Origin of the sequence: Edaphobacter bradus, assembly GCF_025685645.1 — a bacterium.
Taxonomy (GTDB): Bacteria; Acidobacteriota; Terriglobia; order Terriglobales; family Acidobacteriaceae; genus Edaphobacter; species Edaphobacter bradus.
Map to the genome: position 1 here is coordinate 459,007 of NZ_JAGSYF010000004.1, position 12,703 is coordinate 471,709.

Genomic DNA, 12,703 nt, shown 5'->3' on the forward strand with positions numbered 1-12,703 from the left:
AGGGGATGGGTGGATTTTTTGGTCCAGGTGCAGCGAGGTCGGGTGCTGGAGGCGCGTAAGAAAAAAGGGCATGGGCGTGCCGGACGCGTGGGCTGGGCCGGAGTTCTGCTGATGTGCGCTGTGATGGGGGTGGCCCAGACGCCGTCCTCGACTCCCTCTGTGACTCGTTCGGCTGCTGCAAGGACCTCTTCATATTCTGCCGGCCGGCGGAGTCCTGCACCGCAGGCGCAGCAGCCTGCGAACGCGCAACAGGCGCCGGAGCTTGAACCGATCGGGCCTGCGCTCGGGACGTCGGTGTGGCAGTGGAAGGGGCTGATCGTCGAGAAGATCGAGTTTGCAGGAGTGGTCTTTGAGAAGGGAGACAAGCTGCCGGAGGAGATGGAGCAGAAGGCGGGGCAGCCGCTGGACCCGGAGAAGATGCGGCAGAGCCTGCGTCGGCTCTTCGACAGCGGGAGGTATCGCGATATTGAGGTGCGGGGGATTCGCCAAGGCAACCGCGTGACGCTGATCTTTGCCGGGCGGGCGCGACTCTACGTAGGGCGGGTAACGGTGGAAGGGGTGAAGAGCGACCAGCTGACGACGCTGCTTCAGTATGCGACAAAGATGAGTCCAGGAGCCGCAGTGACGCAGGGCGCTGTGGCGGCGGGGTCGGAGGGTATCAAGCAGACTCTCGAGCAGCAGGGGTACTACGAGTCGAGGGTGTCTGTCACGAGAACGGTGGATGTGCCGAACAGCCAGGTGAATCTTGTGTACACGGTGATGCTGGGGCCGCAGGCGCGCGTGGGGCAGGTCGCCGTGGAGGGCACCGTCGGAATGACGCCTGAGGAGTTTCGCAAGAAGGGGAAGCTGAAGCAGGGAAACAAGGTGAGCCGTGAGACGGCGAGCAACGCTATGGCCAGACTTCATAAGCTGTACCAGAAGCGAAACCGGCTGGAAGCGACGGTGACGCTGCAGAAGCAGACGTATATTCCGGCGCGGAAACAGGTGGACTACGAGTTTGTGGCACACGAAGGGCCGGAGGTGAAGGTTGCCGTGGAGGGCATCAAGGTCTCCACGAGAAGGCTGCATCTGCTGGTGCCGATCTTCGAAGAGGGGACGATCGACAACGACCTGCTGAACGAGAGCGTGTACAACATTCACAACTATGTGCAGCAGCAGGGGTACTTCGACGCAAAGGTGGGTGTCAGAGTAATCGGGCAGGAGTCGGGGTCGGAGAGCGTGGTCTTCACAGTCGATCGCGGTATCAAGCACAAGGTGGTTGCTGTGGACATCAAGGGCAACCATTACTTTGGGACCGATATTCTGCGCGAGCGCATGCAGGTGAAGAAGGCTGACGCATACCAGCGCAGCGGCCGGTATAGTCCGAGCATGGTGGAAGGCGATGTGAGCTCGATCAAGGCGCTCTATCGAGCCAATGGATTTGATCAGGCGCAGGTGACGACGGACGTAAAGGACATCGATCAGGTTAGCGGAAAGGAGATCGGTGAGATTCGGGTAATGTACACGGTTGTCGAAGGGCCGCAGCAGAAGTTTGGCTCGGTGGATCTGGTGGGGGTGGATCCGAGCCGCGAGAAGGACATCCGTGCACTGATCAACGCGCAAACGGGGCAGCCGTTTTCGCTGATAACGCTCTCGGGCGACCGGGAGGCCGTTGTCGGCTACTACCTGAGCCATGGCTTCGATCAGGCGAAGGTGGAAATCAGACAGCAGAAGGAAGACGACGACGCGAATGTCACGAACGTCTCGCTGAACGTGGTCGAGGGGCAGCAGGTCTTCATCAACCGCGTTCTGGTCTCAGGGCTCGTGCATACAAAGCCCAAGGTAGTGGCGAACAAGATTCTTGTACATCCGGGTGATCCTCTGGACCAGAACGCGCTGCTGGAGACGCAGCGAGGACTCTACGGCCTTGCGCTATTCAACGAAGTCGTGACGGCGGTGCAGAATCCTGATGGCAACGCTCCGCAGAAGAACGCACTGGTGCAGATTACGGAGGCGAAACGCTGGAACGTCACCTATGGCTTTGGCTTCGAGGCGGAGACAGGATATCCGGGGACGATCAACCAGACCAATGCAGGGTACTCGCAGGAAGGGAAGGCCGGGGTCAGCCCGCGCATTTCGTTAGACGTGTCGCGGATCAACTTTCGCGGGACGGAGGATTCGCTGACGCTGCACTCTGCGTACGGCATGTTGGAGCAGGTGGCAGTGTTGACTTTTCAGAACCCGCACCTGCGTGGGAGCCAGACTGTCTCAGCGTCGGTTTCGGGCGGCTATACGAATATTCGCGACATTACGACGTTCGCCTCTTCGACGCTGCAGGGTGACTTTCGCGTCACGCAGAAGTGGGGACGCAAAGATACCTTCATCTACCAGTTCCTGTACCGCAGAGTGAAGGTTGACCCGAAGAGCCTGCAGGTTTCGGTCGATCTGATTCCGCTGCTGTCGCAACCGGTGCGTGTGGGCGGGCCGGGGATTACGTGGTTCCATGACACGCGGTCACCGAGTCCATTGAACGCGGTGAAGGGATCGTATACGACGGTCCAGTTCTTCGATTCGTCGTCGAAGGTGGGGTCGGAGACGGACTTCTTCAAGCTGGATGGGACGAACTCGACGTACTACCGGTTCAACAAGGATCGATATGTGCTCGCGAGAAGCACGCGCATCGGCTATCAAGGAACCTCGGGACCGAACCCGAATGCGGGGAACCCCGTGTGCGAGGGCGTGCTATTGAACACGAATCCAACTTGTAACGCAGTGCCCCTGCCGGAGAGGTTGTATGCAGGCGGCGCTTCGTCGCTGCGCGGATTTCCGATCAATGGAGCAGGGCCACGCGACCTGCAGACGGGATATCCGGTGGGTGGCTCGGCGGTGTTTGTGAATTCGATTGAGTTCAGGATGCCTCCGCCGACGCTACCGTATGTGGGAGATAGCGTCAGCTTCGTTCTGTTCCACGACATGGGGAACGTCTTCCAGAACCCGAAGGATCTGTTCCCGAGTTTTCTGCGCTTCAATCAACCGAACAGAGGCACGTGCAAAGATGTCTCGGGGACAATCGGCACGTGCAACTTCAACTACTTCACGCATGCCGTGGGGCTTGGCGCGCGTTACCGGACGCCAGTCGGGCCGATCCGGTTCGACTTCAGCTATAACCTGAATCCACCGATCTATCCGGTGATCAACGACTACACGAACAACAGCGTTCCGCATGTCGGACAGGCAAATCACTTCAACTTCTTCTTCAGCATTGGGCAGACCTTCTAGATGCGCGTGATGGCTTACAACCCGGCGATGCGATGGAGCGAGAACGCGGCCGCACTTGTCCTGGCGGTTGCGTTGCTCGGTTTGCCGGTGTGGGCGCAGCAGCCCTCGCCGCAGACTCCCGGCCCGGCGGCTGCGGCAGGGAGTGCAGCGGCCGCCGATGCGGCAGGGCAGGGAGTCGTACTGGACCGAGTGGTTGCCGTGGTGAACGACGACGTGATCCTTGATAGCGATGTGGATGAAGAGCGGCGGTTTGAGATGATTCAGCCATACCGCGGCGCAGGGGAGTTCTCGCGTGAGCGGGCGGTGCAGCGGCTGATCGATCGCGCGCTGATTGCGCAACAGGCGGAGCTGCAGCCGGAGGCGGCGGTTACGGACCAGGAACTCGACGCTCAACTGCAGACGCTGCGCAGGGATATTCCGGAATGCAAGCAGTATCACTGCGAGACGGATGCCGGCTGGGAAAGGTACCTAACGGCCAAGGGATTCACCCTGGAAGAGTTTCGTGACCGGTGGCGGACGCGGATGCAGCTGCTGCGCTTTATCGAGGTGAGGTTCCGTTACGGGATTCACATCTCAGAGGAGGAAATCAAGGAGTACTACGAGAAGACGATGCTGCCGGAGTACGCGCGGCAGAAGGCGACTCCGCCACAGCTGGACACCATCTCGAAGAGAATCGAAGAGGTCTTGCTGCAGCAGCGGGTTGGCAATCTGCTGCGCGACTGGCTGGCATCGCTGCGGGCGCAGGGGAGCGTGCGAATCATTAGTCCCGAGGGGGTGGCCCGGTGAGCGAGAGAGTGCAAGGGCCGCTGAAGGAGGTTGAGCGCGTCAGGGAGAAGCTCACTGAGGTGAAGCGGTCCTTGATGGCGCGTATCGGACGCGGCATGATGTGGACCGTCCTGGCGGTGGTGCTGTTGATCGCGGCGCTGTTTGGGACGTTTGCGTGGTACTCGACGACATCGGATTTCGAGCGCAGAGTCGCGAGGGAGCTTGTGAGTGTGCTTGAGGACGCGACGGGCGGGCGCGTCGAGCTGAAGGCAGTTCACTTCAATCTGTGGAAGCTGTCGGTTGAGGCCGATGGGCTGGTGATTCATGGGCTGGAGGGGCCGGGCGAGGCTCCGTATTTTTCGGCCGATAGAGTCCTCTTGCGGGTCAAGCTCTTCAACTTCTTCACGCATGTGACGGGATCGGGGCTAGCTTCGCATGTGTCGCTGAACTATCTGCGGGTGGAACATCCGCAGATGCACCTGATCGTCGATAAGGATGGAAAGACGAATCAGCCCGCGCCGAAGCATCCGCGGACAAGCTCGACGCCGATGACGGACACGCTGCTGGACCTGAAGGCGAGGCAGGTGGAGTTGGCCGATGGTGTCGTGTCGTTCAACGATCACGCGATTCCGTTCGATCTGGCGGCGCGCGATCTGAATGCGGAGATCCACTACATCTTCGCGAGCGACAGCTATGGTGCGACGGTCGATCTGAACGATCTGCGGACAAAGCTGGGCAAAGAGGGTGAGGCGCAGTCGAAGGTGCATCTGGAGGCTGAGCTCGGACGTGATGCGGTGGAGTTGAAGAAACTGGATCTTCATACCGGCACGGACTCTGAGATCCACGCAACGGGGACACTGACTCACTTCGCGAAACCAGACTGGAAGGTTGAGGCGAAGGGCACGCTCGATCTGAAGCAGGTTGCGGTGCTGACCGGAGTGGATGGGCTGAAGACAGGGGCTGTCAATGTGGATGTGACTGGCCACAACTGCGGAGTGACTCCGGCTGAGACGAAGAAGCGGCCGCGATTCTGGGAATCGCTGCGTTCCGGGACAAAGACGAAGCCGGGGACGACGGTCGCGCTGCCTGCTTCGCAGTGCGAGGCAGGGTATCTGATCGAAGGCTCGGCCAAGGTGAGGAACGCCGGGTACCGTGATGAGTTCGTCCGGCTGCACGATGTGAACGGCAGCGGGAAGGTACATATAACCCCTTCAGAATTGCTGCTGACGCAGCTTGTTGGAGATCTGCCAGATGGCGGGAGAGCAGAGGGTGAACTGCGAATCGTGAACCCTTCGGCCGAGGGCGCAACCGCGCCGCCACAACAGCAGAACGCACATGCCTATCTGACTGCGACGCTGACAAAGGTTCCGTTGCGCACGATCATGGATGTTACGGCGCCCGAGAACTACGGCGATCTGGGCTTCGATACAGCGGTCAGCGGGCCAGTCAAGGTGGAGTGGGGAGGGCCGGCGAAGGACATTGCAGATACGGTGGAGGTCGACGGCAATCTCACGATGGCCCCGACGGGGGTGAAAAGGAAAGGCGCGCTGTCGGATATTCGAGTGACGGGCGATGTGCTGGCGCACTACACAGGGAAGGATGAGACGGTGCGCATCCAGAGGATGACCGCACATACGCCGCAATCAAACATGGTGGCGAGCGGAGTTCTGGGAGTGAACACAGGCGATCGATTGACCGCGCTGAATGTAAATCTCTCGGTCCGCGATCTCTCGGAGTACGACCAGTTGCTGACCACGCTGGGGCTCGAGGGGAATGGGAAGAAGGGCGCGGCTGCCATTCCTGTTTCGGTGCATGGCCTCCTCGATTTCGACGGGACTGCGAGCGGACCAATTCGTGACCTGGATGTGAAGGGACATGTGGAGGGCAGCCAGATTGAGTTTGCAATGGGTTCGACAGACGCGCTGATCGACTCGCTGGTTGCCGACGCGGAGTACGCGCCGAACGAAGGGGTCGCAGTGGCGAACTCGACGATCAAACGGGGCTCGGCTGTGCTGAAGGCATCCGGCACGGTGAAGCCGCGAAAGGTGGTCTCGCGGCGCGGCGTTGCCAGCTATGTGTGGGATGAGGACCTCACCTTCGATGCCAATGTGCAGCTTGCCGATGGTTCTGTCACAGATGTGCTGAAGATTACAGGCCAGCAACAGAACGTTCCGGTGACGGGAACGATTGCCGCGAATGCTCATGTGACAGGAACGGCGAATGAGATGACAGGCAGTGGACATATCTCGCTGGTGAATGGAGTCGCGTACGGTGAGCCCTATGAGTCGGCTGCTGCTGATCTGAGCATTCAGGGCAAGGATATCGAGGCAAGGCACGTTCTGCTGAAGCTGCATGGGATGAAGGCTGCAGGCGATGGCGGCTATGACATGACCAGCGAGAGGCTGCATGGCCATATCGAAGGCCATGACCTGGTGCTGTCGAAGTTCGAGACGGTGAAGAGGGCCAACATAAACGCGGACGGGACGCTGAGCGTGGTTGCCGATGCGAATGGCACGTTGACGGAGCCGGGGCTGAAGGCAAATGTGAGGCTTGTCAAGGCGACGTATCAGGGCCAGCCGATCGGAGAGGCGACGGCTGAACTTCACAGCACGGGAAAGACGCTGTATGCGACGGTGAACTCGACGCTGGTGGGCGCTAACGTGGATTTGGCCGGGCAGACGCAACTGACGGGGAATTATGAGACGCAGGCGAAGCTGACGGTAGCCAATCTCGACATCAACAAGCCGCTCGCGATATTTGCGCCGGGACAGATGTCTGCGCAGTCCACCATAAACGGAACGGCAACGCTGAGCGGGCCGTTGAAGACTCCGAAGGCGCTGAGCGGGGCTGCGGAGTTCAACGTGGCCGACGTGAAGCTGGAGGGAATCGAGCTGAAGGCGGCTGAGCCGCTGCGCGTGAGCCTGCGAGACGGAATTGCGACACTCGAGCAGGTGCACATTACCGGTCAGGATACGGATATGCGGATGAACGGGACGGCTCAGTTGATTGGAGCCACCGATCCGCGCGGCGGCAAGTTGAACATCAAGTCGAGCGGAAGCGTGAGCATGTCGCTGCTTCATACCTTCGATGCCGACTTTACCTCGAGCGGCAAGGTGGAGTTCTCGGTGGCTGCAGGCGGGCAGGTGAAGAATCCCACGCTTAGCGGCAAAGTGCAGTTCGACAATGTAAATGTTGCGTTCGATGGAGTTCCAAACGGATTGAGCAATATGAACGGCACGCTGGTCTTGAATGAAGAGCGGCTGGAGGTGCAGACGCTGACGGCAAGGACAGGCGGAGGCGATCTGAAGCTGGGCGGCTCGATTCGTTACCGCAACGGCATCTTCGCCGACCTCACAGCGACGGGAAGCGCGGTTCGGGTGAGGTTATATGGCTTCAGCGCGACTGCGAATGCGAACCTGAGGCTGCAGGGAACGCCGCAGAGCTCTCTGTTAAGTGGCAATATTCTGCTGACTCGTTTTGGTATGGGGCAGGATGTCGACATTGCGGCATTTGGCAGCGCTGGAAGCGTCAGCACTCCGCCTGATCCGAATGCTCCTTTGAACAGGGTGCGGCTGGATGTTCGCGTGAAGAGTTCGCCGCAGCTGGACTTTCAGAACACGTATGCGAAGCTGGCGGGAACGGTCGATCTGACGCTTCGCGGCACGGTTGCGGTCCCCTCGGTTCTGGGCCGGATCCAGATCACCGAGGGCAGTGCGACGTTTTCTGGAGTCAAATATCAGTTGCAGCGCGGGGATATTTATTTCACCAATCCTGTGCTGATCGACCCTACGATCGACCTGGATGCGACCGCTCAGGTGGAGAACTATCAGGTCACGGTGGGGTTGCATGGAACCTCGAGAAGCCTGAAGCCGACGTACCGTTCGGAGCCGCCGTTGAGCGAGGCCGACGTCTTCGCCCTGCTGGCGCTCGGCAGGACGCAGGAAGAGGCACAGCTCTACCAGGAAAGGCAGCTGCAGACGGGAACCGACCCGACAACCAGCGCCTTGCTGGGAGGTGCGCTGAACGCTACGGTGAGCACGCGCGTCGAGAAGCTGTTCGGCGTGGGAAGCGTGAAGATCGACCCGGCGTTCGTGGGCACGCTGGGCAACTCCTCGGCGCGTATCACTGTGCAGGAGCAGCTCTCCAAGCAGATCACTGCGACCTTTGCGACGAACGTGAATACGTCGGCACAGCAGCTGATTCAGGTGCAATATGACCTGAGCCACGATAACTCGATTGTGGTGACGCGCGATGAATCGGGCGTCTTCAGCATTGTGTATAAGGTTCGCCGGCGGTATCGTTAGCTCCCGAAGTGTGAAATCTGCATCGTAGAGGTTTAGGCCGTACGGCTGCCGCTGCGACGGCATGGGCACGGCCACACTGAGGAGGAACCATGAAGCGATTCGGAGCTGCTGTCTTGTTGTGCGTTGCGTGCGGGTTCATGCTGACAGGCGTGCCTGACAAGGCAGCGCTGGCGCAGGCTGGAGCAGCTGTGAGCGGGAAGGATGCCGAGATCCAGGCCGACGTGATGAAGGCGCTGGACAACAAGAGATTTTCGAATGTGAAGGTCTCGGTTCAGGGCGGTGTCGTTACGTTGAGCGGGACCGTGAACCTGTACGCCGACAAGGTGGACGCCGATCACAAGACGCACCACAGGAAAGACGTAAGAGGTGTGCAGAATCTCATCGAGGTTGGCGGACCAACGGTCGAGGACGTTACGCTTCGCGACAAGCTGGCCGAGAAGCTGGCATACGACCGCGTGGGTTATGGGACGACGGCGTTCAATGCCTTCACCATCGGCGTGCAGAATGGCGCAGTGACGCTAGGCGGAGTTGCCTATGGGCCGGTCGATAAGGATTCGGCGATCAGCCTGGTGTCGAACTATCCGGGCGTAAAGGACGTGATCGACAACATCGAGGTAGCACCGGTTTCGCCGATGGATGACCGCATTCGGCTGGCGGAGGCGCGGGCGATCTATGGCGCTCCGCAGTTGAACAAGTATGCGATCGATCCGGCAAAGCCGATCCGTATTACGGTGGTCAACGGCAATGTGACACTGTCGGGCGTGGTGGACAACAAGGGCGACAAGGACGTGGCCAACATTCGCGCCAACGGTGTGCCGGGGGTCTTCAAGGTCGTCAACAATCTGGAGGTTGCGGGCGCCTCGCAGGAGAAGTAGCCGCAGTTTTCGCGGAAGGGCCATCCCGGTCAGCCGGTGCGGCCCTTTGTCTTTTACGATAGAGATATGTCTTCATTATGGAAAAGCACGGCAGTTACGCTTGAGATGATCAAGTGGGAACACTCCATCTTTGCCTTGCCGTTTGCGCTTACCGCAGCGGTGCTGGCGGCGGGAGGATGGCCGCAGTTGCGAGTGCTGGGCTGGATCATCGTGTGCATGGTGGCCGCGCGATCGGCGGCCATGGCCTTCAATCGGCTGGTGGACGCGCGAATCGATGCAGCGAATCCGAGGACGGCGATGCGCGCAATTCCTGCCGGAGCGCTGAGCGGCCGGTTTGTCGGGGGCTTCGTTCTGGTCTCGGCAATGATCTTTACGCTGGGAGCGGCGATGCTCAATCGGCTCGCATTTGCTCTGGCTCCTGTGGCGCTTGCGGTGGTGCTTGCTTATAGCTATATGAAGCGGGTGACGAGGTGGTCGCATCTGGTGCTGGGGCTCGCGCTGGGAATTGCTCCATCGGCGGCCTGGATTGCAGTGCGGGGAACGCTGGACGCGCGCATTGTCGTGCTGACTGTGGCGGTGCTGCTGTGGGTCGGGGGCTTTGATGTTCTGTACGCGTGCCAGGACTATGAGCACGATCGCCGGGTTGGACTGAACAGCGTTCCCCAGGCATTTGGAGTTCGCGGGGCCTTCTGGATTGCGCGCGGAATGCACTTGGGGATGCTGGTTCTGCTGTGCTGGTTGATTGCGCTGTTCGGACTGGGAGAGATTGCGGCGCTGGGGGTGGTATTGGTTGCGCTGCTATTGCTGTATGAGCACCTGATCATCTCGCCGACCGACCTGCGGCGAATGAACGCAGCGTTCTTTACGATGAACGGTGTGATCTCTGTCGTGTTCTTCGCTTTTGTTGCGGCGGACGTCTTTTTACACAGATAGGTATTGAAGAGCAAAGAGGCCCGTCTTACGGCGGGCCTTCTTGTTTTACCGTAGATATTAGTGTGCTCGCCGGTGAGAATAGTGGCTAAAGAGGAGAACGATGATGGCGAGTGCGAGAAAGATGTGGACCCAGCCGCCAAGCACATAACTATTGGCCATCCCCAGTACCCAGAGGATGAAGAGACCGATGATGATTGCCCTAAGCATTGTCCCGGCTCCTGATAGGGTGTCAAACATATTGCGCCTGAAGGTGGGCGGGTTGCAAGAGTGAATAAAATAGGAGCATTCGGGGTACATCTTGAAGATCGCGATTCAGGGAGAGTTGGGCTCTAACAGCCATATGGCAGCGGTGGCGATGTTGGGGAGCGCAAATGGGCTGGATATCGTTGCGTGCAGCGCCTCGGCGGAGGTCTTCGCCAAGGTCGTGGATGGGAGCGTGGACGGCGCGGTACTCCCGATTGAAAACAGCCTGCATGGTTCGGTTTCGGAGCACTACGATCTGCTGCTCGAGAGGCCCGTTGGCATTGTGCGCGAGAGCCTGCTGCGGATTCGGCACAACCTGATCGCCATGCCCGGGGTGAAGCCGGCCGAGGTGAAGCGAGTGATGAGCCATCCGGTGGCGCTCTCGCAGTGCCGGAGATTTCTGGCGGAGCACCCGGAGCTTGAGGTCGTCCCTTTTTATGACACCGCCGGAAGCGTGAAGCACTTGATGGCCGAAGGTCTGCGCGACGTGGCCGGGATCGCTCCGGAGCTTGCGGCGACACAGTATGGCGGTGAGGTGCTGGTGGCAGGGATCGAGGACCATGCCCAGAACTTCACGCGCTTTCACCTGGTAGTGCGTGAAGGAGCGCCGGGATACGACGGAGCGGGTGCGGACAAGATGAGCCTGGCGTTTGCCGTCGAACACCGGCCGGGCACACTGGTTGCGGCGCTGGAACGGTTGGCTGCGGCTGGGGTGAACCTGACGAAGATTGAGTCGAGACCGGTGCCAGGCAGCCCGTGGGAGTATGTTTTTTACGTCGATGTGCGATTCGATTCCGCCGCGAAAGCGGACGAGGCGGTCGAAGCATTGCGGCGGCATTGCCGGATGGTGAAGCTGCTGGGACGATATCGTGCGGCGTGATGACTCTGTGCATCTTGAGACCGCCCGGAGATGTTAGAATGAGACGTGTGCCGGGTCCTACGCGACGTAATCCCGCCAACCCCGCCAGGTCCGGAAGGAAGCAGCGGTAACGGGCAACTACGGGCGCAGTGGGTCGCCCGGTACATTTTATTTTGTGGCATATCTGGCGTGCTTTTCCAAAGCCGTCGAGGTGGCTTACGGTCTCTTCTCCCCCCTCTTTTTCACCCACAACAGAGGCAAATACACGGCCGGTGTGGAGGAGAGAGTTGCGTGCGCCACACGAGTGCCATGGTAATTGAGTGACAGGCCGACCTTTCTCAGAGAGAATGGTTGGCGTTGGATGAATGACAATTCAGCGCGGCAATTTGGACCGCCGGCACTACGAGGTGAAGGGTTGAGTTTGACGTTGAAGCCGCAGGCACGGGTGCGAGCGAAGATCAGTTCCGTTGGGGTGTATGTTCCGCCGCGGCTGTTGACCAATGCTGATCTCGAAAAGATGGTCGAGACCAACGACAAGTGGATCGTGGAACGGACGGGGATCCGCGAACGTCATCTTGTGGATCAAGGTGTGGCGACGAGCGATCTGGCGGTGGAGGCGGCCAAGTGCTGCCTGGCAAAGCGCGGCGTGGATGTGAGTGAGGTTGAGGTGATCATCGTCGCGACAGTGACGCCGGACATGATGTTCCCGGCGACGGCGTGCCTGGTGCAGGACAAGCTGGGAGCCAAGGGCGCGTGGGGGTTTGATCTGTCGGCGGCCTGCTCGGGGTTTCCGTATGCGCTGCAGGTGGGAGCGAAGCTGGTCGAGAGCGGGATGCATAAGAAGGTTCTGGTAATTGGGGCCGATGTGATGAGCTCGATCATCGACTACACGGACCGCGCGACGTGCGTGATCTTCGGCGATGGCGCGGGTGCTGTGCTGCTCGAGCCTTGCGCCGAGGGCGAGGTGGGGCTGGTTGACTACTGGCATGAGGTTGATGGTTCGGGCGCGGTTGCGCTCAACATGCCGGGAGGCGGAAGCCTGAACCCTGCGACCGCCGAAACGGTGGCGAAGAAGATGCACTACGTCCACCAGGACGGGCAGGCGGTGTACAAGTTCGCGGTGCGGAAGATGGCAGAGGCGACGGAGATGGTGCTGCACCGCAATGGTGTCGAGGGCAAGGACCTGGGGTGCTTTATTCCGCATCAGGCCAACAAGCGGATCATCGAGTCGACGGCGCACCGGCTGGGGATGCCTGAGGACCGAGTGATCATCAACATCGACCGCTACGGAAATACGACGGCGGGAACGATTCCGCTGGCAATGCAGACCGCGCTCGACGATGGCCGCCTGAAGAAGGGCGATCTGGTGCTGCTGGCGAGCGTGGGGGCCGGGTTTACGATCGGCGCGACGCTGCTAAGGTGGGAGTTCTGAAGGGGTTACGGCCGGAGGTTTAGAAGGTGTTCTG

At 60.0% G+C, this 12,703-nt stretch carries 8 protein-coding genes and 1 other RNA gene; 8 read left to right on the forward strand and 1 reads right to left on the reverse strand.

Going from position 1 to position 12,703, the window contains the following annotated elements:
* Positions 1 to 9: 9 nt before the first annotated feature.
* The 5 genes from OHL16_RS16990 to OHL16_RS17010 all read left to right on the forward strand — a co-directional run bounded on the left by OHL16_RS16990 (position 10) and on the right by OHL16_RS17010 (position 10,135).
* Positions 10 to 3,258: a POTRA domain-containing protein gene (locus OHL16_RS16990; protein WP_263368373.1), complete on the forward strand. Its 3,249-nt coding sequence runs from the start codon at positions 10 to 12 to the stop codon at positions 3,256 to 3,258.
* Positions 3,259 to 4,044: a peptidylprolyl isomerase gene (locus OHL16_RS16995; RefSeq protein WP_263368374.1), complete on the forward strand. Its 786-nt coding sequence runs from the start codon at positions 3,259 to 3,261 to the stop codon at positions 4,042 to 4,044.
* Positions 4,041 to 8,327: a translocation/assembly module TamB domain-containing protein gene (locus tag OHL16_RS17000; protein WP_263368375.1), complete on the forward strand. Its 4,287-nt coding sequence runs from the start codon at positions 4,041 to 4,043 to the stop codon at positions 8,325 to 8,327. Before OHL16_RS16995 ends, OHL16_RS17000 begins: the two co-directional genes overlap by 4 nt.
* Positions 8,328 to 8,416: 89 nt before the next feature.
* Positions 8,417 to 9,202: a BON domain-containing protein gene (locus OHL16_RS17005; protein WP_263368376.1), complete on the forward strand. Its 786-nt coding sequence runs from the start codon at positions 8,417 to 8,419 to the stop codon at positions 9,200 to 9,202.
* A gap of 66 nt (positions 9,203 to 9,268) precedes the next feature.
* The gene (locus OHL16_RS17010; protein WP_263368377.1) at positions 9,269 to 10,135 is read left to right on the forward strand and encodes a UbiA-like polyprenyltransferase; all 867 of its coding nucleotides are present in this window, start codon (positions 9,269 to 9,271) and stop codon (positions 10,133 to 10,135) included.
* A 57-nt stretch (positions 10,136 to 10,192) separates the two neighbouring features.
* Here the strand turns inward: OHL16_RS17010 and OHL16_RS17015 are convergent, their stop codons facing one another.
* The gene (locus OHL16_RS17015) at positions 10,193 to 10,342 is read right to left on the reverse strand and encodes a lmo0937 family membrane protein (RefSeq protein ID WP_263368378.1); all 150 of its coding nucleotides are present in this window, start codon (positions 10,340 to 10,342) and stop codon (positions 10,193 to 10,195) included.
* Positions 10,343 to 10,433: 91 nt separating this feature from the next.
* On the opposite strand from OHL16_RS17015, the gene pheA reads away from it, so the two are divergent.
* From pheA to OHL16_RS17030, 3 genes are all read left to right on the forward strand, one after another.
* The gene (pheA, locus tag OHL16_RS17020; RefSeq protein ID WP_263368379.1) at positions 10,434 to 11,258 is read left to right on the forward strand and encodes a prephenate dehydratase; all 825 of its coding nucleotides are present in this window, start codon (positions 10,434 to 10,436) and stop codon (positions 11,256 to 11,258) included.
* Between the two features lie 48 nt (positions 11,259 to 11,306).
* Positions 11,307 to 11,404: signal recognition particle sRNA small type (gene ffs, locus OHL16_RS17025), an RNA gene on the forward strand.
* Between the two features lie 248 nt (positions 11,405 to 11,652).
* Positions 11,653 to 12,669 (forward strand): beta-ketoacyl-ACP synthase III, encoded by a 1,017-nt coding sequence (locus OHL16_RS17030; protein WP_263368380.1) that lies wholly within the window; start codon positions 11,653 to 11,655, stop codon positions 12,667 to 12,669.
* Positions 12,670 to 12,703: the final 34 nt, after the last annotated feature.